Genomic DNA, 25,277 nt, shown 5'->3' on the forward strand with positions numbered 1-25,277 from the left:
GTTGGTTTACTTTTGCTCTTCGGCGACAGCGGCGGCGACGGCTTCTTCAAAGATCGCGAGACCCTCTTCGACGATGGCATCAGATGCGGTCAGCGGAACCATCACGCGCACGGCGTTGCCATGCATGCCACAGCTCAGCAGCAGCAGGCCGCGCTTGAGGGCGTGGGCGATGACGCGCTTGGTGAAATCGGCATCGGGTTTGGCGCTGTCAAAGTCGGTCACGAATTCGACGGCGACCATGGCACCAAGGCCGCGGATATCCCAGAAGCGGTAGGGCGCAGACCGTGCGCCGATCTCGGCAAAGCGGGCTTTGAGCGTTTCGCCCATTGCGGTGGAGCGGGCCAGCAGACCTTCGTCTTCGATCGCCTCAATCGCCGCCAGCGCTGCAGCACAAGCCACCGGGTTGCCGCCATAGGTGCCACCCAGACCGCCGGGGGCCATCGCGTCCATCACATCGGCGCGGCCAATCACCCCGGCCAGCGGGTAGCCACCGGCCATGGATTTCGCCACGGTGATGAGGTCCGGCGCGACGCCGGAATGCTCAATCGCGAACCATGTGCCAGTGCGGCCAAACCCGGCCTGCACTTCGTCGGCGATCAGCAGGATGCCGTGCTGGTCACAGATTGCGCGCAGTTCTTGCATCATGTCGAAAGGCACAGGGGTATAGCCGCCTTCGCCGAGCACCGGCTCGATGATGATCGCGGCAACGCGCTCGGGCTGGGCATCGGTGAGGAAAAGGTTCTTCAACCCGGTCAGCGCGTCCTGCACGGTGATCCCGTCGCGCACCGAAGGGAAAGGCGCGCGGAAGACATCCGCCGGGAAGGGGCCCACGTCTTTTTTGTAGGGCGTGACCTTACCGGTCATGCCGAGCGTCAGCAGGGTCCGGCCATGGTAGCCGCCGGTGAAGGCGATGATGCCCGGACGACCGGTGGCGGCGCGGGCGATTTTCACTGCGTTCTCAACAGCTTCGGCGCCGGTGGTGACGAGCAGCGTCTTTTTGGGCTCCTCACCCGGGGCCAGCGCGTTCAGTTTTTCAGCGAGTTCGATGTAGGGGCCGTAGGGCACGACCTGAAAGCTGGTGTGGGTGTAGTGATCTTCTTGCGCCTTGGCGGCTTCGACCACTTTGGGGTGGCGGTGGCCGGTGTTCAGCACGCCGATGCCCCCGACGAAATCGATGTAGCGGTTGCCTTCGACATCCCACAGTTCGGCATTCTCGGCGTATTTCGCATAGATCGGCGCGGCAGAGGCCACACCGCGCGGCACGGCGGCGTCTCGGCGCGCGACGAGGTCGGCATTCGTCTGACCGTCGGGTTTGGTGGCGGGATTTGCTTCGACCACTGTCATCTGCGGCGCGGCTTTGGCCTTGGCTGAAGATTTGCGGTGCGATTTCTTGACGGTGCTGGACATGGAACAGATACCTTATTGCGAAAGAGAGAGGGGCAGTGACGTGTCGTTTAAAAAATCCATATTCCGTTTAATATAATTGTCAATCGCGAAGGCAGAGCCTATCTAACAATTCCCAAGATCATCGGTTACCCCTCCGCCACGATGCCCGGTCGCAACGCCGATGCCCACAAAGGACAAGTCATTGAACGTCGGCGATAAACTTAGAGCGATCCGCAAGAAACATGGGTTGTCCCAACGTGAGCTTGCGGCCAAGGCCGGGCTGACCAATGGCACGATCTCGCTGATCGAAAAGAACCGCACGAGCCCATCAGTCGCATCGCTGAAAAGCCTGCTGGACGCGATTCCCATCAGCATGGCGGAGTTCTTCTCCATCCTTGAGGAGGACGACAGCGCCAAGGTTTTCTACCGCGCGCAGGAACTGACCGAGATTTCGCCAAGCCATCAGGGCGGCGTATCGCTGCGCCAATTGGGCAATGCTGCGCATCACGCGCTTCAGGTGCTGCATGAAACCTATGAGCCCGGCGCGGATACCGGGCCGGAGTTTCTGAGCCATGAGGGCGAAGAAGCGGGCGTGGTGGTGCGCGGCAGCATAGAGGTGACGGTCGATGGCGCAGTCAGCCTGTTGAACGCCGGGGATGGCTACCTGTTCGACAGCCGCCTGCCGCATCGGTTTCGTAATATTGGCACCGACCCCTGTGAGATTGTCAGCGCCTGCACGCCGCCCAGCTTCTAAAAGGCACCCTATAAATATCGACCGCCCCGAGCGTTCTGCTCGGGGCGGTCGATAGGGGTGTCAGGTCTTAGTAGTCTGACCGGTAGTTCGACCTTTGGGTCTCCGGTTGCTGTTTATCGCGCCCGGCACGGTCCTCATCCGGGTTGAGTTCCCGTCGGCCCGTGGTGAGGGCCAAGATGATGACCGCGGCTAAGGTCAGGATGGTCAGACCGCCGAGAAAGAGCTCCGTGGTCATCTCCGTTTTCCTTTTTAGCACTGCGTTTCAGGTGCTCAACCGCGCGCGGGCCAAAGGGTTCCGACAAATTTTTCGCCTATGACGAGTCTGTGACCTGTGGGCCACGTTTCCGGCCAGATTCCGCTGATCGATAGCGCGTCAGTAGTCGTAGATCATCTTGCTGTCGGTCGGAACGTGGAAATTCACCCGGATTTGGTACACGCCATCCATGGTCTCGACCTCGACCTGACCGTTTAACTGGCGGGTAAAGGCAAGGATCAAACGAGAGCCGAGCCCGGTGCCGGATTTCACCTCTTCGGGGTTGCCGATGGTGTTGCGCACTTCCAGCATCGCCTGTTCCGGCCCGGTCTGGATCAGCTTTAGCGATATGAACCCTTTGCCATGTTCGACCGTCGAGACGTATTTCAGTGCATTGGTCAGCGCCTCCGACACCAGCAGGGTCAAGGGGGCCGCATCGTCGGCGTCAATCTTGATCGGCTCAAAGGATTGCTCAACCTGCACGCCCGAACCAGAGGGCAGACCGACCGATAGCATCTGGCCCACAATCTCGTTCAGCAGTTCGCTGGCGTTGACCCGCACCAGATCGTCATTCTGGTAGAGGTTCTTGTGCACGGTGGCGAGGCTGAGGATGCGATCCTGCAAGCGCCGCAGGACAAAACGCGCGTCTTCGCTTTTGGCCTGCCGGATCTGCATGTTCATGATCGACGAGATAAGCTGAAGGTTGTTTTTGACCCGGTGGTGGACCTCTTTCAGCAGGATGTTCTTTTGCCGAAGGCTGTCTTCGAGCGTCGCCTCATCCCGCAGGATCGATTCCGCCATGCCGACAAAAGCCGATTCCATCTCGACCAATTCGGTGGGCACCGAGGGGCCAAGCGTCCCGCGCGGCAGGGTGCGGTTCAGCGCAAAGCGACGCATCTGTCGGCCAAGCTTGCGAATGTGGTTGATTGCCAGCCGGTTCAACGCCCAGAAGGCCACGATCAAGCTGGCCAGCCACATGACGATGGGCAAAAGCGCGCTCAGGCGGGTGGAAACACCCGTGTCCAGAAACGGGGTGTTTCTGGGCCATACGCTCAGCGCAAAGACCGTGTCTGGCACGATCGGGACGATCACATAGGCGCGGTCTTGGCCGTCAAAATTCTCTGACAGGAAGACGTTGGGTTCTTTGGTGGTCAACAGCGACAAGGCGACATCGCTGGGGTATTCCTTTTTGGCAACGGCCAGCCCGTTTTCCGTGGTCAGGATGTGGCCCATCTTGTTGAGGGTCATCATCGCGACGCTGCTGTGTTTGCTCTTGGGTTCGCGTATCGCGTTGATGGCGTCTTCGGGAATGCTGAGCGCCATGAAGCCGATCAATTCGCGCTCTTCGTAGACCGGCGCGTTGATCAGCGTGACCATCTGATTGCTGACCGCCCCTTGCAACACCGGCATCGCACGACGGACCGGTGTTTCCACCAGTGTTTGAAAGTTCTCATCCTCGGAAAAGTCATGATCCTGCCCCGTGGAGGAGCAGGTCATTTTCCCGTCTAGCCCGATGAAACCCACAAGCGAATAGATGTCTGACGCTTGTTTGTATTCCTTGAGGAAGGCGGTGCATTCCTCTGGGTCGTCCCGCCTGAGACGCACGATCGAGGTGAGCGCTTCGGCGGCGCCGAAAGCCTCTTGGATCACCCGGCGTTCCGCGGCGGAGGCCTGTTCCGTGACGGCGATCAGCGATAGCTCTGCGCTTTGGCGGCTTTGATCCGCAATCTGCCGTGTCTGCACAACCGCGATCAGCCCGATGGGCAAAAGCGCGAGAGACAGAAACAGCAGAATACGGATCGTCAGCCCACGCATCAGATCACCGCTGAAGAAGCCAGACGTCATATTTAGAAAGAAGAAACTTTAGAAGCGGATAGGACAGACATTGTCGCGTCATCGGTCATTTCAAGCGACTCGTCGTCATGGTGACCCAGCAATTCAGCAAGGCGGGCACGGGCCCGGTTGGTGCGGCTTTTGATGGTGCCTACGGCAACGCCACACATGTCTGCAGCTTCCTCGTAGGAGAAGCCAGAGGCCCCAACAAGAAGCAGCGCTTCGCGTTGCTCATCCTTCAGCAGGGCAAGCGCCTTGCGGAAATCCGTCATCTGCATGTGACCATCATGTGCGGGCTTTTCCGCCAGCCCGTCGGTCAACACGCCATCCACATCCGAGACTTCGCGTTTCGCCTTGCGGCGCGAGGAATAGTAAGTGTTCCGCAGGATCGTGAAGAGCCAAGCACGCATGTTCGTGCCCTCTTGGAACTTTTCGATGTTGGTCCACGCCTTGACCAAGGTGTCCTGCACCATGTCGTCTGCCGTGGCACCATTGCGTGTCAGGCTGATGGCAAAGGCCCGCATGGCCGGCAGATGTTCTACCAGCTCGTCGCGCGGATCGGGACGGGTCATTATGACGTTCCTTTTTCTGAATCCTGTTCCTTCAACTTCTGAAGCAGATCCTTGAAACGATCAGGGATGCCTTCATCGAGCGTCTCATCGAAGACACGCTTGAGGTTGTCGTCGATGACGCGCTCGCGCTCGTCCTTGTTTCCTGAATTCACTAACATCACCTCTGGCATCGTCGTCTCGTTTGAATAATTATGTACGCATACTGGAACCAAACACAATGTCGACGTGTTTGGTTCCAAGAAAAGTAAAAAAGGATTCGACTAGATGAACGATGCGACACAAAAGACCAGCATCAGCGATGAACTGGGTGCCAACATCCCCTACCTTCGCCGGTTCGCGCGGGCGATGACTGGCAGCCAGACCAGTGGTGACACCTTCGCCGCGGCGGCGCTGGAAGCCATCCTGGTTGATCGCTCGGTGCTCGATGGAGTAGACACAAAGACGGGTCTTTTCAAGGTTTTGTACGGTATCTGGGCCAGCGCAGGTGCCCCGGTGGAAGAAGGCGAAAGCGGCCCCCGCGCCAAGGCGCAGCGGCATCTGTCGAGCCTGACCAACAACAGCCGCGAAGCGCTGCTGCTGCACACGATCGAAGGCTTTTCGCATGGTGAAATTGCCAAAATTATCGGCGTGGATGAGGCCGAGGCCGATGAGCTGATCCAGATCGCACACCGCGAGATGGCCGACAGCACCTCTGGTTCGGTGATGATCATCGAAGACGAAGCCATCATCGCGATGGACATTGAATCCATCGTCGCCGAGATGGGCCACCGGGTAACCGGCATCGCTCGCACCCGTGACGAAGCGGTGAAACTAGGCAAGGCCGATGTGCCTGACCTGATCCTCGCCGATATCCAACTGGCCGATAACTCTTCGGGCATCGATGCGGTGAACGATCTGCTGAACGAACTGGGGATGCGTCCGGTGATCTTTATCACAGCCTTCCCCGAGCGTCTGTTGACCGGCGACAAGCCAGAGCCCGCCTTCCTGATCTCCAAACCTTACTCGGTGGATCAGGTCGTCTCGGCTGTCTCGCAAGCGATGTTCTTTTCCTCCACGGAAACGCTCAACGCCTAAACCGGGCCAGAAAAACAGGGTTCCCCGCGCATTGCTTTGCGCAGGGAACCCTTTGCATTCAGCGCCCGCGCTGCCTATCGTCAGTCAAACATTCAGGAGGCCCACATGGCCAAGACCCCGACCGCTGCCGCAAAAGATCTGACCATCGACGATCTGTCGGACCAGATTGCGCTGCTTAAAAAAGACATCGCATCGCTGACCGAAACCCTGGGCGAATACGGCAAGGCCAAGTCGGAAGAGATGCGCGACAACGCCCGCAACGCGGCGAATGATTTTGCCGACACAGGGCGTCTGAAAGCGATGGAAGCCCAAAAGCAAGCCGAAGAATTCCTGCAAGCCCAGCCCGGTACCGCCCTCGGCATCGCCGCAGGCATCGGTTTCCTTGTCGGTCTTGTGACGGCCCGCCGCTAAGATGCTTTCCTCGGTGATGAACCATCTGCGCGGCTCCCTGCGACGTGCGCTGCACACCGCGATGCTCAGCGCCGGGGCCGCGCTCTTTCTGCTGATCGGGCTGCTGTTTCTCACGCTTGCGGCGTGGCTGTATCTCATCACCGTCACCACGACGCTCACCGCCGCGCTGATCCTCGGCGCGGTCTATTTCGGTGTTGGCTTTCTCTTGCTTGCCATGGCCGGATCAGACCGCGAGCCCGCCGCTCAGGCCCGCCGGCAAGAAGACCCGGCAGCGACCGAACATGACGGCTTGAAGAACTTGGTCATGGCATTTCTGGCTGGCATAACCGCGGGTCAGAAAGCGCGCCGTTAACAGCGCTGAGAAGATTGCCACTGGAAAAGGGGCGGGTGATGAACCTCAGCCTCCTTTCGGCCTCCGCCAATCGGGGCGTATCGTTCATGATACAGACGATTGGAAACCACTCCCGCAGGTTCGACAAATCCGACAGATGCTGGTGCAACTGATCGCGCCGCAGCGACAGGACCGCGAATTCGATGTTGTCGATGTTCTCCACCAGCTTGCTGAGATCAAACGTCTCTAAAACGCTAATTTGCGATTGCGGAAACGCAGCAGAAAGCGTTTCATTTATGTCTGAACAGACCAACGGGTCCGGTTCGTAGATCAAGATCGACATGGTCTTCCCCCGGGTTAGCAAAGTTGTCGATTTAGGGGGCGCGCCACGAGGGCGCATTAAACTAAGACATAAGAAGGCAATTTTTATCTGATGACGACACAATGCCGCTATTGCCCTCTCCGTCGCAAAGATGCCTTCCTGCCGATGTCGAAAGATGAAGTGAACTTCATGGAGAAGTTCAAGTCCGGTGAGCTGACGGTTGAGCCGGGCACGCCGATCCTGCTTGAGGGGTCAAACTCGCCCCAGCTTTACACGGCCCTGACCGGGATGGGCATCCGCGACAAGACCTTGGAAAACGGCAACCGGCAGGTCATCAGCTTTGTCTTCCCCGGCGATTTCATCGGCCTGCAGGCAGGCATCATGGGTGAAATGGGCCATTCCGTCGAAGCCCGGACCCATATGCGGCTTTGCGTTTTCAACCGCAGCGAGTTCTGGAATTTCTTCAAAAACCACCCCGAACGCGCCTTTGATATCACTTGGTTGGCCGCGATCGAAGAGCATTTCATGGGCGAAGTCCTTGCCACCATTGGCCAACGCACCGCGATGCAGGCCATCGCTTGGGCGATGGTCAAGATCTTCGAACGTGGCCAGTCGCTGGGGATGGTCACCCACAATCAGATGCTGCTGCCCTATTCACAACGCGATCTAGCCGATGCGCTTGGCCTGTCGGTGGTGCACACCAACAAAACCCTCGGTGCCCTGAAAGAACGTCAGTTGCTTTCGTGGTCCGACAGGGTGCTTCAGATCAACGACCTCGCCGCCTTGGCGAAGGCGGGGGTAACCGAACTTGAGAGCCGCCAAAAACGCCCCCTTCTTTAACAGCTATTCTTGGGTGATATCGATAAAGGTATCCGCAGCCTCGGCCCCACGGTGGCCGCGCGGTTTGGCCGGGCCGATGGTGCTGTCCGGTCGCGTGCGTCGTTCAACCTGCGCGTTCAGGGCCGCGCCGAATAGGATCAGAAAACTGCTGATCCAAAGCCAGACCAACATCGCAATCACGGCCCCGATCGAGCCATAGACCTGATTGTAGTTGCCGAAATTGGCGACGTAATAGGAAAACCCGATCGAAAGCACCGCCCAAGACATCACCGCCAAAATCGCCCCGCTGCTAAGCCAAGGCAATCGCGCCGCGCGCCGGTTCGGCCCGAAACGGTAAAGCACACCCACACCGGCAAACAAAACCGCCGTCGCAACGGTCCAGCGCAGCAGGTCGGCCACGGCATTGCCAAAAGGGCCAAGCGGGATGAACGCCAGAATGATGGGCGCGACCACCACCGCCAGCAGTGCCACGATCCCGACCCCCACAAGGCTCACCGTCAACATCAAGGCATGCAGGTAATGTTTCGCAGCATTGCGGTTGCGCTCGTTATAGACAGCGTTCAGACCGATCACCATCGCACCCACACCGGCCCGCGCAGACCACAGCGCCACCAGCAGCGATACAATACCGGCCCAACCCAAGGTATCGGCCCGCGCGGTAACCAGCCCGGTCACCTGCGTATTGATAATGTCATAGACATCATCCGGCAGCAGCCCGCGCACATCCTCCAACTGGGCAATGACCACAACAGGGTCCGAGATCAGCCCCAAAAGCGCAATCAGCGCCGCCAGCGCGGGAAACAACGACAGCATCGCGAAAAACGCCACCCCGGCCGAGATCAGCGCAAGGTTGTCGTCGGCCGCTTGCTTTAGGCTCGCCTTGAAAGCATCCCAATAGATCGCCGGTCGGGTCGGAGGTCTGCGCAGCACCAATGCCAATCCTTTCAATTCGGCCCCGGCCAAAACCGGGACCGCTTCGCGTTAGCTGTCCTCCACATCGTCGCGGACCTGCCCCCAAGCAACAAGGGTGAAGATCAACGTGCCACCGATGATGTTGCCGACAAGCACCGGCAGGAAGAAGCCAAAGATCGCCTGACCAAGCCCCAGCCCGCCATGCAGAATGAGCGCTGCCATCTCGACTGACCCGGCGACGATATGGGTGAAATCCCCCGCAGCAATAAGCCAGGTAAAGGTCAGGATCAGGAAAAACGCCGCCTCATCCGCTTCGGGCAGCATCCAGACGATCAATGCCACGATGACCCCCGCCGGAATGGCCCGCCAAAACCCCTCCGCCGCCGGCATGCCCGTCGCGTGTTCCGAAAGGCTGATGATGGCGGGCAAAACCTCCGCCGGGATGGCGGGCGTATAGATAAACAGCGCGGCCGCCGCGAAGGCCCCGATCACATTGGCCCCCAGCACAACGGCCCAAAGCCGCATGAGCCTGCACAGAATATTCAGGCTGCGTTCCTGCATCAGGGGCAAGACCGTGGTGATGGTGTTTTCGGTAAACAACTGCATCCGGCCCATGATGACCGCGATGAACCCCAATGAATAGCCGAGGTTCTCCAACAGAAAACGCCAGCCCGCATCCGGCAAATAGGTTCGAAAAATCGCCTCCCCCAAGACCGAAAGACTGATCAGCATCCCCGCGGATATCCCCGACCAGATCAACGACCGGTTGGTGCGGTTCAACTCATCTCGCCCCTCGCGCCGGATCACCTCATAGATCAGCTTGGGCGACAGCGCCGCCGCCTCACTGACAGAGCGTTCTTCCGCCTCTTCCTGCACGGCAGAGGTGGGGGGCTTTTTCTGGATCAGTGGGGCCATTCGCGTTCTTCCTGAAATTCATGGACATGATGAACATAGCCCGCCGAAGCCCCCTGCACAGTAAAAAGCCCCAGCCTGCTTAATTCACGCGCCCCAAACAGTAACGCCCCGCCAATCTCGCCCCGACGGGGGAGCGTCCCCCCCCTTCAACTTCATCCTTTCTTAAATACCGATCCCGCACCCTCAACCAGACGGGTCAGCCGCGTTCTTCCCCACCGGCACTCAACGCCAACCCCTCGACAATTGCCGTCAGCGCCGCCCCCCGATGTCCTTTCGCGCGCGGAAAGCGTGTGCGCATTTCGGCCTCGACCACCTCCATCAGGCTCGACCCGCCGACAAAGATCAACCGGTCCACGGCGCCGGGCGCGATGCCTGCGTTCTGCGCTGTCGTCTCCGCTGCATCCCCCATCTGTGCGGCCAGTTTCGAGAGCCGCTTGCGCATCCAGTCACGGGGCAGGGGCAAAGTCGCGCGGGGTTTGAGCATCGACACGTCGATCACCGGCTCTGCATCCCCCTCGGCCCCTGCGCCATTGGCGCGGATTTTGCCCGCTTCGACGGCAAAAGCAAGATCATGACCAAGCTCTTCATCCAGCACTTTGACCAATCGCGCCAGACGCTTGGGGTGTTCGGCAAACTTATGCAATTCCGCCGCCGCCTTGCGGGTGTCAGCGCCATAGAGAAACGGAATTTTCGCCCAAGTGGCCAGATCGTTGAAGATCGCATTGGGCGCGATGTGGGTGTCGCCCCCGAAAGCATGGCGAATTTCGCTGCCCATCCCAAGCTGCGGCATCACCCGCCCGATGGACAAGGACCGGTCAAAATCGGTCCCGCCAAGGCGGATGCCGTGGCTTTCCAAAATGTCGATCTCATCATTCCCGCGCTGGCGGAAAAGCGTGAAATCAGAGGTGCCGCCGCCGATATCGATCACCAGCCCCAGATCCCCCGGTCGCAGCGCGGCGCGGTTGGCAAGCGCGGCGGCTTCGGGTTCGTTCATGAAATCCACATGGTCGAAACCGGCCCGGCCATAGGCCTCGCGCAGGTCTGTCAGCGCTTGTGCATCGCGGGCGTCATCGGCTGAATGAAAGCGCACCGGACGGCCAGAGAGTGCTGTGTCGAACTGCATCCCCGTGGCGGCTTCGGCTTGCGTTTTCACCCGCGCCAGAAACCGCGCCACGATGTCGATAAAGTCCAGCCGTTCACCCAAAAGCACCCGCCGCTCGCGCATCAGCCGGGTGCCAAGCAGGCTTTTCAGCCCGCGCATATAACGGCCCTCGGCCCCGGCCAGCAGCGCGTCAGAGGCGGCGGCGCCGATCCGCATTTCACGCGCGTCGAAATCAAAAAATACCGCCGTCGGCAGGGTCTGCGCCTCGGCCTCTAGTGCGATCAGTTGCGGGGCGCCGTTGACGGCGATGCCCGCCGCGGTGTTGGACGTTCCAAAATCAATCCCCAGCCTGGCCATGACGTTCTCCTAATGCCTTTTCACGGGCGATCCGACGCGCAGCGCACCCGTGCAAAGCACCCGCGATACCCTTCTCGCGCGGGCTTGGCAACGAAGGCTGGCGCGTCGTGCGGCTTTTGGCTAGCCTCGCAAAAAAATACGCCAATATGGGAGAACTTCATGAACCGTTTGAACCGTTTGATGACCGGTGTGGCCAGTGCTGCATTGGTTGTCGCCGCCACCAGCGCCTTCGCCAAGGACGACATCACCGTCGCCATGCAGCTTGAGCCGCCGCACCTTGATCCGACCTCTGCCGCGGCCGGGGCCATCGACTCGGTGCTTTATACCAATGTCTTCGAAGGGCTGACCCGTTTCATGGGCGATGGCTCTGTCGTGCCGGGCTTGGCTGAGTCCTGGGAGATTTCCGAAGACGGGCTGACCTATACGTTCAAGCTGCGCGAGGGGGTCACCTTTCACGATGGCACCACGATGGACGCCGAGGACGTGAAATTCACCCTCGACCGGATCAACGCCGAAGACAGCGCCAATGCGCAAAAGGCGCTCTATGCCGCGATTTCCGAAGTGAACGTCATTGACCCGCGGACCGTTGAGGTCAAACTGAGCGAACCGAATGGCAACATGCTGTTCAACCTCGCCTGGGGCGACGCGGTGATCGTGGCACCTGAAACGATTGAGACGATCAAGCAGACCCCGATTGGCACCGGCGCGTTCAAGTTTGAGAACTGGAATCAGGGCGACAAGATCACTCTGACCCGGAATGACGACTATTGGGGCGAGGCGCCCGCGCTGGCCAGCGCGACCTTCAAGTTCATCTCAGACCCGACAGCAGCTTTCGCCTCGGTCATGGCCGAAGATGTCGATGTTTTCACCGGCTTCCCCGCGCCGGAAAATATCCCCCAGTTCGAGGCGGACCCGCGTTTCCAGGTGCTGATCGGCTCGACCGAGGGGGAAACGATCCTGTCGATCAATAACAAGCGCGAACCTTTCGATAACGTTAAAGTCCGCGAGGCCGTGGCCCATGCCATCGACCGTCAGGCAATCATTGATGGGGCAATGTTTGGCTATGGCACGCCCATCGGCACCCACTTCGCGCCGCATAACCCAGACTACGTCGATCTGACTGAGATGAGCAGCTACGACCCTGAAAAATCCAAGGCGCTGCTGGCCGAGGCCGGTTTCCCCGATGGGTTCGAGACGACGTTGCACCTGCCGCCCCCATCCTACGCGCGCCGCGGCGGAGAGATCATCGCAGCCCAGCTGGCCGAAGTTGGCATCAAGGCGCAGATCACCAATGTCGAATGGGCGCAGTGGTTGGAAACCGTGTTCAAAGGCAAGGATTTCGGTCTGTCGATCGTCAGCCATACAGAGCCGATGGACATCAACATCTACGCCAACCCGGACTATTACTTCCAATATGACAATGCCGAGTTCCAGTCGCTGATGACCGAGTTCAACAAGACGGCAGACCCCGCCGCGCGGACCGAGATGCTGGCCAAGGCGCAGCGCATGATCGCCGAAGACTATGTGAACGGCTATCTGTTCCAGCTCGCTTTCCCGACGATTGCCAAGGCGGGTGTCGAGGGGCTTTGGGTAAACGCGCCCACGCAAGCCACCGACCTGACCGGTGTAAGCTGGGCGGAGTGATCGATAGGATCGCGTTTAAGCATTAAAAAAGGGCGCGCCGTGAGGCGCGCCCTTCTTAATTAGAGACGAAGACCTATTAGTCTTTGCCACGCAGGTTTGCTGCGGCTTCGCTTACCAGCGCGTCGGGGTTCTGGTTACAGACGACCATGAAGTCTTCCATTTCCTGCTCCATTTCCGTGTCGGCCATCTCGTCAGCTTCTTCGGAATCTTCGACGGCTTTTGTATCGTCGATCAAGGAATCTTCGGTTTCTTCAGCGTCTGTCGCTTCAGCAGCAGAGATGTCGCTCGGCTCGGAACCGTCGTTTTTGGTTTCGGTGATCATGGAGCCACCGTGGTCGCCATCTTCCAGTTCGGCAATTGCCATGGAAGCGACTTTCATTTTGTCTTCATCGCTCAATTCTTGGTACTGGGCGCAGGTCATGGTGGCCATGTCCATGTGAGCAGCGGCGAAGGCGGGTGCGGAAACGGTGCCCAGAAGTCCGGCGATCGCAAGTGTTTTCAAAGTCGTTTTCATTTTTATTCTCCAGTTTTGTCTGTTCTCCCGAAGACAACACCGCATAACGGATATGGTTCCAGCGCATAGCGATTAGGAACGGGGAAACGGCAGTCTCAGTGCATAACATGCTCACAATGCTGGATTCTTTCGATGTGCGCTCCGGCCCCGCTCTACCTGAGCCTTAAAAATTCAGCATTTCTCTCTTTCTCCTCGGGGAAACTGCACGCGGGCTCTGGACCCTCCCGAGCGTGCCGCCTAACCTCCGCGCTATGTTGCGCTATGCGTTGAAAAGATTTCTCTCCCTGCTCATCAGTCTCGCGGTCGCGTCGCTGGTGATCTTTATGGTGATCGAGGTCGCCCCCGGCGATCCGGCCTCCTTTATGCTGGGCCTGAATGCGCAGCCAGAAACACTGGCCGCGCTGCGCAGTGAACTGGGGCTCGATCAGTCCCGACCAGAGCGTTACCTTGAATGGGTCGGCGGCATGCTGCGCGGCGATTTCGGCACGTCTTACACCTACCGCACCCCGGTGACCGAGATGATCGGCGACCGGCTTTGGGTCTCAGTGCCCTTGGCGCTTTATGCGCTTTTCCTCTCTGTCATCGTGGCCTTTCCGGCGGGTATCTACGCCGCCTCGCGCCGGGGGCGGGCGGGCGACGTTGGCGTCATGGGGGCAACGCAATTGGGCGTGGCGGTACCGAACTTTTGGTTTGCCATGATCCTCGTGCTGATCTTTTCGATCAACCTGCGCTGGTTTTCGGCAGGCGGTTTCGTCGGCTGGGACAAGGGACTTTTCGCCGGGCTGCATGCGCTGACCCTGCCTGCCATCGCGCTGGCCTTGCCGCAGGCGGCGATCCTTGCGCGGGTCATGCGCTCGGCCCTGCTGGATGTGCTGGGCGAAGATTTCATGCGCACCGCGCGGGCCAAGGGACTGACCGCGCGGCAGGCGCTTTGGCGGCACGGGCTGCGCAATGCGCTGATCCCGGTGCTGACGATCATCGGCCTGCAGTTCTCTTTCCTGTTGGCCGGGTCGATCATCATTGAGCAGGTCTTTTACCTACCCGGCCTTGGGCGGCTGGTGTTCCAGTCGATCTCGGCGCGGGATTTGATCGTGGTCGAGTCGGTGGTGATGCTCTTGGTCTTTTCGGTGATCTTGGTGAATTTCCTTGTCGATCTGGCCTATGCCGCCGTCGATCCCCGGCTGAGGGCACGCACATGAACCGTAACCTGCTGCTTGGGGCCGCGCTGACCTCGGTCTTTTTGCTGGCGGCGCTGATCTCCTTTGTATGGACGCCTTATGACTATGCCGGGCTCGACATCGCGAACAAGCTGCACAGCCCTTCGCTGGCGCATCCCATGGGCACCGATCACTTTGGCCGCGATATCCTCAGCATGATCATGGTCGGCGCGCGGACCTCTATCGCCGTAGCGTTGGTGGCGGTGGGCATCGGCATGGGCGCGGGCGTGCCGCTGGGGCTTTGGGCCGCAGCGCGGCGCGGGAGCCTCGTGGATGAGGTCATCATGCGCGGCAATGATCTGGTCTTTGCCTTTCCGGCCATTGTCATCGCCATTCTGATCACGGCGGTCTTTGGCGCCGGGGCGATCAATGCGATCATTGCCATCGGCATCTTTAACATCCCCGTTTTCGCCCGGATCACACGCGGGGCGGCGCTGTCTTTGTGGCAACGTGAATTCATCCTCGCCGCGCGGGTCGCGGGCAAATCCGCCGCGCGCATCTCGGCTGAGCATATCCTGCCCAATGTCGCCAACCTGCTGATCGTGCAGGGGACCATCCAGTTCTCTCTTGGCATCCTTGCCGAAGCGGGGCTGAGCTATGTGGGCCTTGGCGCGCAGCCGCCGGTGCCGTCATGGGGCCGGATGTTGGCCGATGCGCAGACGATGGTCAGCATCGCGCCGCATATGGCCTTGATGCCGGGTTTCGCGATTATCCTGACGGTTCTGGGGCTGAACCTGATGGGCGACGGGCTGCGGGACATGCTTGATCCCCGCCTGAGGGTGGCACGCACATGACGCTTTTGACTGTCTCCAATCTCTCGCTGTCGATCCACGGGCTGCGCATCCTCGACGGGGTGACCTTTTCTGTCGCACCGGGAGAGATCGTGGCCGTGACCGGGGAAAGCGGCTCGGGCAAGTCGATGACCGCGCTGGCGGCAATGCAACTGCTGCCCAAGGGGGCCACGACCACCGGTCATATCATGCTGGGCGATGATGATCTGAGCCAGATGAGCGAAGCGGCCCTGTGCGGCGTGCGGGGCAATGACATCGGCATGGTGTTTCAAGAGCCGATGACCGCGCTGAATCCGGTGCAGACCATTGGCCGCCAAGTGGCCGAAACAATCCGCGTGCATGAGCCTAGCGTGTCGCGCGCCGAGGCTGAGGCACACGCCGCCGATACGCTGACCCGCGTCGGCCTGCCCCAAGATCGCTTCCCCCTGTCGCGCTATCCGCATGAGCTGAGCGGCGGGCAACGTCAGCGGGTGGTGATCGCCATCGCCATAGCCCTGCGCCCCCGTCTGCTGATCGCCGATGAGCCGACCACGGCGTTGGATGTCACCACGCAGGCACAAATCCTTACCCTGCTGACCCGTCTGGCGCGCGAAGACGGTATGGGGCTGTTGATGATCACCCATGACCTTGCCGTCGTGGCCGATATGGCCGACCGCATCATCGTCATGCGCAAGGGTCAGATCGTCGAGCAGGGGGAAACCCAAACCCTGCTGCATGACATGCGCCACCCCTATACCAAGATGCTTTTCGACGCCTCCCGCCATGAGGTGAACCTGCCCAAGCCGCCCGCGCCCCAGCCGCTGTTGGAGGTCAAGGGCGTGTGCCGCGATTACCATCTGCCGCGCAAAACGCTGTTCGGTGCGCCGGGCAGGTTCCGCGCGGTGGACAACCTCAGCTTTACCCTGAACCGGGGGGAGCGGTTGGGTTTGGTGGGGGAATCCGGTTGCGGCAAATCGACCCTGACGCGGGCGATTCTGGGTCTGGAACAGGTGCAAGAGGGCAGCATTACCGTCGATGGCCAGCCCGTCTTTACCGGGACCAAGCCGAACCTTGCGGTGCGCCGTAAGATGCAGGTGGTGTTCCAAGACCCTTTCGGCAGCTTCAACCCGCGCCACCGCGTTGATCGGTTGGTGACCGAGCCTTTCCACCTGCTCGACAGCCCGCCGCAGGGGGCGGAGCGGACCCGCGCGATTGACGAGGCGCTCACCGCCGTGGGGTTGCGCCCCGCAGATGCGCGCAAGTACATTCACGAATTCTCGGGCGGGCAGCGCCAGCGGATCGCCATTGCCCGCGCGCTGATCATCCGGCCAGAGTTGATTCTTTTCGATGAGGCAGTCAGCGCGCTTGATGTCTCGGTCCGCGCGCAAATCCTTGATCTGCTGGCCGAGCTTTGCAGCCATTATAACCTGACCTATCTCTTTATTTCGCACGACCTGTCGGTGGTGCGCACGGTGACGGACCGGGTGCTGGTGATGCAGTCCGGCAAGATCGTAGAGGTCGGAGAGACCGCGCAGGTCTTCGACGCGCCGCAGCATGAATATACCAAATCACTTATCGCCGCCGCGCCGGTTCTGCCTGATTTGCCCCAGCGTGTAGGATAGGCTTTTGGGTCCGGGGTGCGCCATGAAAGGGAGTTGCATTGATCGCGATGGCAATCCGACCTAACCTGAATTCGGGGATTCCCGCCACAAGGGCATGTCTGCTTGGGCCTGAACGGCGCGTTAGAAATTTCCCTGCCCAGTCAATTGCCTAAAGGCTGCGGCGCTCTACTTGTGCATGCAATGGTGTCCGCCTAAAGGGTGGTCCGCCAAATATAACAATGGGAGACATCTTATGAAAATGTTCAAAATGCTCGCGATGACCGGTGCCATGGTGGCCGGCACTGCGGCCATGGCGCAGGAAAAGTTCATCACCATCGGCACCGGTGGCCAGACAGGCGTTTACTTCGTCGTCGGTCAGTCGATCTGCCGTCTGGTGAACCGCGGCACAGCGGATCACAACCTGAAATGCACCGCGCCTTCGACCGGCGGGTCCATCGCCAACATCAACGCGATCAAAGCGGGCGACATGGATATGGGCGTTGCCCAGTCCGACTGGCAGTTCCACGCCTACAACGGCTCCTCGCAGTTCGAAGGCGACAAGTTCGACAACCTGCGCGCGGTATTCTCCGTGCATGGTGAGCCGTTCAACGTCATCGCCCGTGCCGACAGCGGCATCGAGTCCTTTGACGACCTCAAAGGCAAGCGCGTCAACATCGGCAACCCTGGTTCCGGTCAGCGCGCCACCATGGAAGTCGTGATGGACGCCAAAGGCTGGACGCTGGACGATTTCGCACTGGCGTCCGAACTGAAACCGGCCGAGCAGGCCGCCGCTCTGGGCGACAACAAAGTGGATGCGATCATCTACACCGTTGGCCACCCGAATGGTTCCATCCAAGAAGCCGTGTCGACCATCGACGCCAAGCTGATCCCTGTGGATGGTGACGCGATCCAAGGTCTGATCGACGACAACCCCTATTATGCCGAGGCCACCGTGCCGGGCGGCATGTACAAGGGCACCGACAGCGACATCAAGACCTTCGGCGTGAAAGCGACATTCGTCACATCCGCTGATGTGGATGAGGATGTGGTCTATCAGGTCGTCAAAGCCGTGTTTGACAACTTCGACCGTTTCAAGCGCCTGCACCCGGCGTTCGAGAACCTGACCCAAGAAGAGATGATCTCGGGCGGTCTTTCTGCTCCGCTGCACCCCGGTGCAGAGAAATATTACAAAGAGCAAGGTTGGATCGAGTAATCTATCCGTGACATGATAGCTCTGGCGGCGGTACGCTGCCGTCAGAGACCCGAAGAAAAACAATATGCGCATCCACCCCAAGGTGGAGCCGACAGGGGGACGATATGTCTGAGAAGGACCAGCAAAAGGCGGCGGCTGTCGAAACCGCCGCAACCGGTGACCGAGGCGGACTGAGCCAGGCGGAACTGGACGAACTTGTCGCTTCTTCTGATACGGGCGGCCGTGCTGTTAGCGGGTTGATGGGCACTTTGCTGCTGTTGGTGGCATTGGCTTGGTCCCTGTTTCAACTCTACATCGCGTCACCCATTGGTCTGTTCAACGATACGCTGGCCCGCTCCATTCACTTAGGCTTTGCCGTATTCCTCGGCATCATGGTGTTCCCGGCCACGCGCACGAGTTTTCAGGTGGCGCTTGGCGTCATCGTTCCCATCGTCCTTGCCGCCCTCTTTATGGTTAGCACCAAGGATTCGACCGCCGTTTGGTGGATCCCGATCCCAGCGGCCTTTGTCATCGCGACTGTGCTCCTCGGCTCGCCCAAGAACCGCATTCCAATCTGGGAATGGGCATTGGCCATCGTCGGCACCTTTTGTGCGCTCTACCTCTTTATCTTCTACCGCGAGATCGCCAACCGCGTCGGTGCACCAATCCTGCCAGACTATATTGCAGGTGTTACCGGACTGTTAATTCTGCTCGAAGCCACCCGCCGCGCCCTTGGGCCTGCGCTGATGATCGTGGCGAGCGTCTTTCTTTTCTACACCGTGCTTGGCCCCTATATGCCCAGCATCATCGCCCATAAGGGCAACAGCCTGTCGGAGATCGTGAACCACCAATGGATCACCACCGAGGGCGTTTTTGGCATCGCGCTTGGGGTCTCGACCTCATTTGTGTTCCTCTTCGTGTTGTTCGGCTCGCTGTTGGACCGTGCGGGCGCGGGCAACTACTTCATTCAAGTCGCGTTCAGCCTCATGGGTCACATGCGCGGCGGTCCGGCGAAAGCGGCGGTTGTGGCCTCGGCGATGACCGGCCTGATCTCGGGCTCCTCCATCGCGAACGTTGTGACAACAGGCACATTCACCATTCCGCTGATGAAGAAAGTGGGCTTCAACTCCGAGAAAGCCGGCGCGGTCGAGGTGGCCTCTTCGGTCAACGGGCAGATCATGCCGCCCGTGATGGGGGCTGCGGCGTTCCTGATGGTCGAATATGTCGGCATTCCCTATTTCGACGTGGTCAAACACGCCTTCCTGCCTGCGGTGATCTCTTACATCGCGCTGGTCTACATCGTGCATCTTGAGGCGATGAAGGCCGGGATGCAGGGTCTGCCCCGCGCCTATACGCCCAAACCGCTGGTGCAGCAGTTGATCGGCATCGCCTTTGCGATCATCGCGATTTGTGCACTGTCCTTTGCCGTCTATTACCTGATGGGGTGGATCCGCCCGGCCTTCCCTGAGACAGCGGGTTACATCATCTTTGTCTTCCTGACGGCGGTCTATGTTGGCCTGCTCTATGTCGCCAGCAAAGAAGAGCCGCTGAAGCTGGACGATCCCAATGCTGAGGTGACATCGCTGCCAATGCCCGGACCGACCGCGCGCTCGGGGCTGCATTTCATCCTGCCCGTGGTCGTGCTGGTCTGGGCGCTGATGGTCGACCGTCTGTCGCCTGGCCTGTCGGCCTTTTGGGCGGCGGCTTACATGATCTTTATCCTGCTGACACAGCGCCCGTTGATGGCGATGTTCCGCGGCGAAAGCCAGTTTGTGAACGATGTGAAAGCGGGTGTGCTTGACCTGATCGACGGGTTGGTCACCGGCGCACGCAACATGATTGGTATCGGCATCGCCACGGCAACGGCTGGTATCATCGTCGGCGCGGTGAGCCAGACCGGCGTCGGCTCGGCGCTGGCGGATGTGGTTGAGGTGCTCTCGGGCGGCAATATCCTTGCGATCCTCTTCCTGACCGCGGTCCTATCGCTGATCCTTGGCATGGGCTTGCCCACCACTGCGAACTACATCGTGGTTTCGGCGCTGTTGGCGCCAGTGATCGTGACATTGGGTCAGCAGAACGGGCTGATCGTGCCGCTGATCGCTGTGCACCTCTTTGTCTTCTATTTCGGCATCATGGCCGACGTGACCCCGCCGGTGGGTCTGGCAAGCTTTGCCGCCGCCGCCGTTTCGGGCGGTGATCCGATCCGCACGGGTCTCGTTGCCTTCTTCTACTCCCTGCGCACCGCTGCGCTGCCGTTTCTGTTTATCTTCAACACGGAACTGCTGTTGATCGGGGTCACATGGGGGCAGGGGCTGTTTATCTTTGTTGTGGCAACCGTGGCGATGCTGCTTTTTGCCGCCGCGACCCAAGGCTGGTTTTTGGCGCGTAACCGTTTCTATGAAACCATCGCGTTGCTGCTGATTGCCTTTACCCTGTTCCGCCCGGGGTTCTGGATGGACATGGTCTATCCGCCCTATAGCGAAGAAGCGCCGACCGAGATCGTGCAGGCGGCTGAGGAAACGCCCGCCGGCGAGCGGCTGCGCCTGCGCGTCGCGGGTGTGAACGATCTGGGCGATCCGCTGGAGTTCGTGGCGCTGCTGCCCATCGGCGAAGGAGAGACCGGGGCCGAGAAGCTTGAAGCCGCGGGCCTGATGTTCCGCGAGGACGGCGATAAGATGATCATCGACGATGTCCTCTACGATAGCCCTGCGCAGGGCGCGGGCCTTGATTGGGACCAAGAGGTGCTGCGCGTGCTGAAACCGATGCCGCAACCCAGCAAATATTGGATGTTCATCCCCGCGCTGTTGCTGCTGGCACTGGTCGTCTTCCTGCAACGGGGCCGTGCCGCGCGTGACACCCGCAAGCCCGCGACAGCCTGAGGAGGGCGCACCATGTTTGACAATATCTTGCTGACTGTTGACCTGAGTGACCCAAAATCATGGGAGAAAGCGCTGCCGCAGGCGGTGGATATGATCCGCCTGTCCAAGGGCACCCTGCATATCCTGTCGGTCGTGCCTGACATGGGCACGCCGCTGGTCGAAGGGTTCTTTCCCGCAGATTACGAAAAACAGGCCACAGGCCGTGCGGCCAAGGCGCTTGAAAAGCTAGTCGAGCGTGAAGTGCCTGATGACGTAAAGGTGAAGCAGCACCTCAAGTTCGGCAAAATCCACCGCGAGGCGCTGAAAACGATAAAGAAATCAAACGCCGATCTGGTGGTCATGGGATCAGAACACCCCGACAGCCTGCGTGAATTCCTCGTTGGCTCCAACGCCGACCGCATTGTGCGTCGTTCGCCTGTTTCCGTTCTGGTCGTGAGGGCGTAAGACAGGTGCTTCGCGGAGATAAGCAGGGAAATGGTCCATTGCGCCGCGTTGTTCGGAGTATTCACGCATGACCCCTTTCGCGATTGCCGGCGTGCAGATGTACGTCAATGCCTTGCAGCCCAATGTCGATGGCATGATCCAGCGGCTTGACATTCTGATGGCACGCTTCCCTTGGACGCAGATGGTGCTGTTCTCTGAGCTGGCGCCTTTCGGCCCGCTCGACCGGTTTGCCCTGCCGCCCGAGAACGAGACGATTGAACAGTTTCAGGCCGCCGCGCGGCGGCACCGCGTCTGGCTGATCCCCGGTTCGATTTTTCTAAAGCACCCCGAAGATGGTCGGGTCTATAACACCTCGGTCGTCATCAACCCCGAAGGCGAAGTGGTGCGCCGCTATGCCAAGATGTTCCCATTCCGGCCTTATGAGGCGGGAATCGCGGCGGGCAATGAATTCTGCATCTTCGACGTGCCAGATGTGGGCCGCTTTGGCCTGTCGATCTGCTATGACATGTGGTTCCCCGAGACGACGCGCCAGCTGACCTCTCAGGGGGTCGAAGTGCTGTTGCACCCGGTTTTGACTGGCACCACGGACCGCGACGCAGAGCTTGCCATCGCGCGGGCCACGGCGGCGCAGTTCCAGTGCTATATCTTCGACGTGAACGGTCTGGGCGCGGGCGGCGTGGGCAAATCATGCGTGGTCGATCCAACCTCGATGGTGCTGCACCAATCGGCGGGCCAAGAGGACATGTTCCCGATTGAGATTGATCTCAACATGGTGCGCCGCCAGCGTGAGACGGGGATGAAGGGCTTGGGCCAGCTGCTCAAATCCTTCCGCGATCGCCCGACCGATTTCCCGGTCTATGACCGCGACAGTGGCGCGGATGCTTTCCTGCACACCCTCGGCCCGCTCGAAGTGCCGCAGCAGGGCAGCCGCGCGGGTCTGCATGTCGATGTGCCAGCACAACAAGTGCCCGCCGAGATCCCCGCCTATAAGGGCAAGAACGGTTTCCCGCCGGAACCGCTTGCCAGCGCCACCGCCGGCACCGCGCCGGAAGTGGCACAGACACCGGCGCCCGCGGCGCCTGCTGCGGCCATGCCAGACCCACAAACAACGCCCGAAACACCCGGGCAGAACGACAATACCAGCGGCTAGGCCGAGGTTAGGTACGCACACTGCGGTACCTAGGCATCGGTCGGCCCTCCAGCAGAGGACGACTGATGCATTCTATGAACGACTATTCCTCGGCCATTCAACTGCGGTCGGATCGGTGGAGCGCCCTGCGCGCCGCCGCCGCCGCCATGTCGCGTGACCCTAAGGGCAAAGGCGCGGCGCAGGGCCGCAAGGAAATCGAGGCGCTGTTCGACTCGCTGGCCCTGATCGAGCCCTATTGGGCCTTTCCGGGCATGTCCGCCTTTGACCACATGCGCCGTCAATTTGCCCATGGCAATTTCGAGGATCTGGCCTTTGCCGTGAACCGGGTGACCCGTGCGCTGACCACCGGCGCTTATCGCCGCCGCACGATCCCGCTGGAACGTGACAGTCTGGATCAAGACGAACATGACGACGAGGCGATGCTCCCACCCGAGGCGCGCGCTCTGGCCAAGCCCTATTTCGAAGTGCTTATCGTTGACAATGTGAACGAACAGCAAGAGCGCTGGCTGCGCAGCAATGTCACCCGCATGCGCCGCAGCGAAGACCCGTTCATCTACGAAGCCGTCGTGGTGCCGAGCCTCGAAGACGCGCTGATTGCGGTGATGTTCAACCATAACATCCAAGCCATCGTCGTCCGCCCCGGGCTCACGTTAAAATCGAAAGTCGATCAACAGATCCTGACCCGCTACCTCGCCCGCGCGGGCGGGCAGGATGAGATCGACGCGCTCCAGCCTGAGAGCTATGGCCCAGAGCTTTGCCGCATGATCGCCAAGGTCCGGCCCGAGCTCGATGCCTATCTGGTCACCGAACGCTCGGTCGAGGATATCGCCGGGCTCGATCTGGGGATCTGCCGCCGGGTGTTCTACAACCAAGAAGACTTCATGGAGCTGCACCTCAACATCCTGCGCGGGGTGCAGGCGCGCAACAAGTCGCCCTTCTTCACCGCGCTGGTGGAATATTCCAAACAGCCCACCGGCGTCTTCCACGCCATGCCGATCAGCCGTGGCAAGTCGATCACCCGCAGTCATTGGATTCAGGACATGGGGGCGTTTTACGGCCCGAATATCTTCCTTGCAGAGACCTCGGCGACCTCGGGCGGCCTCGACAGCCTGCTAGAGCCGCATGGGCCGATCAAAGAGGCGCAGGAACTCGCAAGCCGCGCCTTCGGCTCTAAACAGACGTTTTTCGCCACCAACGGCACCTCAACCTGCAACAAGATCGTCGTTCAGGCGCTGGTGCGGCCCGGCGACATCGTTCTGGTCGACCGCGACTGCCACAAGAGCCACCACTACGGCATGGTGCTCGCGGGCGCGCAGGTCAGCTACCTCGACAGCTATCCGCTCAACGAATACTCGATGTATGGCGCGGTGCCGCTGCGCGAGATCAAGCACCGGCTGCTGGAGTTGAAAGCGGCGGGCAAGCTGGATCGGGTGCGGATGCTTTTGCTGACCAACTGCACCTTCGACGGGCTGGTCTATAACGTCGAGCGGGTGATGGAGGAATGTCTGGCGATCAAGCCCGACCTGATCTTCCTCTGGGATGAGGCGTGGTTCGCTTTTGCCCGGTTTAGCCCCACATATCGCCAGCGCACGGCGATGAACGCGGCCAACACCCTGCGCGAGAAATTCAAGTCTGACGCCCATGCCGACGCCTATGAAGCGCAGCAAAAGACATTGAAAGAAGCGGATGATGAGACCCTCCTTAACACCCGGCTGATCCCGCCACCGCAGGCGCGGGTGCGGGCCTATGCCACGCAATCGACCCATAAAACCCTGACCTCCCTGCGGCAGGGGTCGATGATCCATGTCAACGATCAGGACTTCAAAGGCGAGGTCGAACAAAGCTTCCACGAAGCCTATATGACGCACACGTCAACCTCGCCAAACTACCAGATCATCGCCTCGCTGGATGTGGGGCGGCGACAGGTCGAACTTGAGGGCTTTGAGTTCGTGCAGCGGCAGGTCGAAGCGGCGATGTCGATGCGCCGCGCGATCAGTGAACACCCCTTGCTGCGCAAGTATTTCAAGGTGCTGACCGCTGGCGACATGATCCCCGAAACCCACCGCGAAAGCGGGGTGACCAGCTATTACGACACCGAACAGGGCTGGACCGACATGTGGGATTGCTGGGAACAGGACGAGTTTGTCCTCGACGCCACACGCGTGACCCTCGCGGTGGGCGGCACGGGCTGGGACGGCGATACCTTCAAGACGCAGATCCTGATGGATAAATACGGCATCCAGATCAACAAGACCTCGCGCAATACCGTGCTGTTCATGACCAACATCGGCACCACGCGCTCTTCGGTCGCCTATCTGATCGAAGTGCTGGTGGAGATCGCCAAGTCGCTCGACGATCTGCTGGACGATGCCAGCCGGATGGAGCGGCTGTCATTCGACCGGCGCGTCACCAATCTGATGGAGAACTACCCGCCGCTGCCGGATTTCAGTTGCTTCCACGAAGCCTTCCGCGCCGCAGACACGCCCGAGGGCGACATTCGCACGCCCTTCTTCCTCGCCTATGATGAGAAAAACTGTGACTACCTCGACCTGAACGGATCCTTGCAAGAGGTGATGGACGCGGGCGACACGGTGGTCTCGGCCAGCTTCATCATCCCCTATCCGCCCGGCTTTCCGATCCTTGTCCCCGGACAGGTCGTCAGTCAGGAAATTCTCGACTTTATGCGTGCTTTGGACGTGAGCGAGATCCACGGATACCGGCCCGATCTGGGCCTGCGCGTCTTTACCGCGGAGGCGCTGAACCGCGTGCGCCGCAAAGACCTTTCTTCTTCACCCGTTTGACCA

The 25,277-nt window shown here is 60.1% G+C and carries 24 protein-coding genes; 14 read left to right on the forward strand and 10 right to left on the reverse strand.

Features of this window, described 5'->3' with window-relative positions:
• Nucleotides 1-6 precede the first annotated feature (6 nt).
• The gene (gene gabT / locus K3758_RS00680; RefSeq protein WP_259946873.1) at nt 7-1,407 is read right to left on the reverse strand and encodes a 4-aminobutyrate--2-oxoglutarate transaminase; all 1,401 of its coding nucleotides are present in this window, start codon (nt 1,405-1,407) and stop codon (nt 7-9) included.
• 181 nt (nt 1,408-1,588) lie between these two features.
• Between gabT and K3758_RS00685 the strand changes: the two genes are divergently transcribed.
• Complete coding sequence (locus tag K3758_RS00685; protein ID WP_067623976.1) at nt 1,589-2,140, forward strand: cupin domain-containing protein; 552 nt, start codon at nt 1,589-1,591, stop codon at nt 2,138-2,140.
• A gap of 67 nt (nt 2,141-2,207) precedes the next feature.
• Here K3758_RS00685 and K3758_RS00690 read toward each other — a convergent pair whose 3' ends face one another.
• The 4 genes from K3758_RS00690 to K3758_RS00705 all read right to left on the reverse strand — a co-directional run bounded on the left by K3758_RS00690 (nt 2,208) and on the right by K3758_RS00705 (nt 4,968).
• Entirely contained in the window at nt 2,208-2,375 is a 168-nt protein-coding gene (locus K3758_RS00690; protein ID WP_161487433.1) for a hypothetical protein, read from the reverse strand.
• A gap of 138 nt (nt 2,376-2,513) precedes the next feature.
• Nucleotides 2,514-4,238 (reverse strand): sensor histidine kinase, encoded by a 1,725-nt coding sequence (locus K3758_RS00695; protein WP_259946879.1) that lies wholly within the window; start codon nt 4,236-4,238, stop codon nt 2,514-2,516.
• A 2-nt stretch (nt 4,239-4,240) separates the two neighbouring features.
• Nucleotides 4,241-4,798 (reverse strand): RNA polymerase sigma factor, encoded by a 558-nt coding sequence (locus tag K3758_RS00700; RefSeq protein WP_067623982.1) that lies wholly within the window; start codon nt 4,796-4,798, stop codon nt 4,241-4,243.
• A complete protein-coding gene (locus K3758_RS00705) occupies nt 4,798-4,968 on the reverse strand; it encodes a NepR family anti-sigma factor (RefSeq protein WP_201722086.1) in 171 nt (56 codons plus the stop codon). The genes K3758_RS00700 and K3758_RS00705 overlap by 1 nt, the downstream gene beginning before the upstream one ends.
• A gap of 94 nt (nt 4,969-5,062) precedes the next feature.
• Here K3758_RS00705 and K3758_RS00710 point away from each other — a divergent pair, with 94 nt between their 5' ends.
• From K3758_RS00710 to K3758_RS00720, 3 genes are all read left to right on the forward strand, one after another.
• A complete protein-coding gene (locus K3758_RS00710) occupies nt 5,063-5,872 on the forward strand; it encodes a response regulator (protein ID WP_067623984.1) in 810 nt (269 codons plus the stop codon).
• A gap of 105 nt (nt 5,873-5,977) precedes the next feature.
• The gene (locus K3758_RS00715; RefSeq protein ID WP_067623987.1) at nt 5,978-6,283 is read left to right on the forward strand and encodes a YqjD family protein; all 306 of its coding nucleotides are present in this window, start codon (nt 5,978-5,980) and stop codon (nt 6,281-6,283) included.
• Between the two features lie 16 nt (nt 6,284-6,299).
• Nucleotides 6,300-6,635 (forward strand): phage holin family protein, encoded by a 336-nt coding sequence (locus K3758_RS00720; RefSeq protein ID WP_259950143.1) that lies wholly within the window; start codon nt 6,300-6,302, stop codon nt 6,633-6,635.
• Here K3758_RS00720 and K3758_RS00725 read toward each other — a convergent pair.
• Nucleotides 6,586-6,957: a hypothetical protein gene (locus tag K3758_RS00725; RefSeq protein ID WP_259946885.1), complete on the reverse strand. Its 372-nt coding sequence runs from the start codon at nt 6,955-6,957 to the stop codon at nt 6,586-6,588. The genes K3758_RS00720 and K3758_RS00725 overlap by 50 nt on opposite strands.
• A gap of 90 nt (nt 6,958-7,047) precedes the next feature.
• On the opposite strand from K3758_RS00725, the gene K3758_RS00730 reads away from it, so the two are divergent.
• On the forward strand, nt 7,048-7,776 hold the full coding sequence (locus K3758_RS00730) for a Crp/Fnr family transcriptional regulator (protein ID WP_259946887.1): 729 nt from the start codon (nt 7,048-7,050) through the stop codon (nt 7,774-7,776).
• Nucleotides 7,777-7,779: 3 nt separating this feature from the next.
• Here K3758_RS00730 and K3758_RS00735 read toward each other — a convergent pair whose 3' ends face one another.
• The 3 genes from K3758_RS00735 to K3758_RS00745 form a co-directional block, all read right to left on the reverse strand.
• Complete coding sequence (locus K3758_RS00735; protein ID WP_259946889.1) at nt 7,780-8,709, reverse strand: YihY/virulence factor BrkB family protein; 930 nt, start codon at nt 8,707-8,709, stop codon at nt 7,780-7,782.
• Nucleotides 8,710-8,757: 48 nt separating this feature from the next.
• Nucleotides 8,758-9,603 (reverse strand): formate/nitrite transporter family protein, encoded by an 846-nt coding sequence (locus K3758_RS00740; RefSeq protein ID WP_067623994.1) that lies wholly within the window; start codon nt 9,601-9,603, stop codon nt 8,758-8,760.
• Nucleotides 9,604-9,799: 196 nt separating this feature from the next.
• Nucleotides 9,800-11,062: an Hsp70 family protein gene (locus tag K3758_RS00745; RefSeq protein WP_259946892.1), complete on the reverse strand. Its 1,263-nt coding sequence runs from the start codon at nt 11,060-11,062 to the stop codon at nt 9,800-9,802.
• Between the two features lie 159 nt (nt 11,063-11,221).
• Between K3758_RS00745 and K3758_RS00750 the strand changes: the two genes are divergently transcribed.
• Nucleotides 11,222-12,706 carry an ABC transporter substrate-binding protein gene (locus tag K3758_RS00750; protein ID WP_259946894.1) on the forward strand — a complete coding sequence of 495 codons (1,485 nt, stop codon included), beginning with the start codon at nt 11,222-11,224 and terminating at the stop codon, nt 12,704-12,706.
• A 76-nt stretch (nt 12,707-12,782) separates the two neighbouring features.
• Here K3758_RS00750 and K3758_RS00755 read toward each other — a convergent pair whose 3' ends face one another.
• Nucleotides 12,783-13,220, reverse strand: coding sequence for an HdeA/HdeB family chaperone (locus tag K3758_RS00755; protein WP_120349853.1), 438 nt, complete (start codon nt 13,218-13,220; stop codon nt 12,783-12,785).
• Nucleotides 13,221-13,471: 251 nt separating this feature from the next.
• Between K3758_RS00755 and K3758_RS00760 the strand changes: the two genes are divergently transcribed.
• The 8 genes from K3758_RS00760 to K3758_RS00795 all read left to right on the forward strand — a co-directional run bounded on the left by K3758_RS00760 (nt 13,472) and on the right by K3758_RS00795 (nt 25,274).
• Entirely contained in the window at nt 13,472-14,419 is a 948-nt protein-coding gene (locus K3758_RS00760; RefSeq protein WP_120349854.1) for an ABC transporter permease, read from the forward strand.
• The gene (locus K3758_RS00765) at nt 14,416-15,231 is read left to right on the forward strand and encodes an ABC transporter permease (protein ID WP_259946895.1); all 816 of its coding nucleotides are present in this window, start codon (nt 14,416-14,418) and stop codon (nt 15,229-15,231) included. Before K3758_RS00760 ends, K3758_RS00765 begins: the two co-directional genes overlap by 4 nt.
• Entirely contained in the window at nt 15,228-16,829 is a 1,602-nt protein-coding gene (locus K3758_RS00770; protein ID WP_259946896.1) for an ABC transporter ATP-binding protein, read from the forward strand. Before K3758_RS00765 ends, K3758_RS00770 begins: the two co-directional genes overlap by 4 nt.
• 232 nt (nt 16,830-17,061) lie before the next feature.
• Nucleotides 17,062-18,021, forward strand: a complete 960-nt coding sequence (locus tag K3758_RS00775) for a TAXI family TRAP transporter solute-binding subunit (RefSeq protein WP_259946897.1) — start codon at nt 17,062-17,064, stop codon at nt 18,019-18,021.
• Between the two features lie 104 nt (nt 18,022-18,125).
• The gene (locus K3758_RS00780) at nt 18,126-20,879 is read left to right on the forward strand and encodes a TRAP transporter permease (protein WP_259946898.1); all 2,754 of its coding nucleotides are present in this window, start codon (nt 18,126-18,128) and stop codon (nt 20,877-20,879) included.
• Nucleotides 20,880-20,891: 12 nt separating this feature from the next.
• The gene (locus K3758_RS00785) at nt 20,892-21,323 is read left to right on the forward strand and encodes a universal stress protein (RefSeq protein WP_067940946.1); all 432 of its coding nucleotides are present in this window, start codon (nt 20,892-20,894) and stop codon (nt 21,321-21,323) included.
• A 67-nt stretch (nt 21,324-21,390) separates the two neighbouring features.
• Nucleotides 21,391-22,473: a carbon-nitrogen hydrolase family protein gene (locus tag K3758_RS00790; RefSeq protein ID WP_259946900.1), complete on the forward strand. Its 1,083-nt coding sequence runs from the start codon at nt 21,391-21,393 to the stop codon at nt 22,471-22,473.
• Between the two features lie 65 nt (nt 22,474-22,538).
• Nucleotides 22,539-25,274, forward strand: a complete 2,736-nt coding sequence (locus tag K3758_RS00795) for an aminotransferase class I/II-fold pyridoxal phosphate-dependent enzyme (protein WP_259946902.1) — start codon at nt 22,539-22,541, stop codon at nt 25,272-25,274.
• Nucleotides 25,275-25,277: the final 3 nt, after the last annotated feature.

The sequence above is a fragment of the Sulfitobacter sp. W002 genome, from assembly GCF_025142135.1.
In the GTDB taxonomy this organism is placed as follows: Bacteria; Pseudomonadota; Alphaproteobacteria; order Rhodobacterales; family Rhodobacteraceae; genus Sulfitobacter; species Sulfitobacter profundi.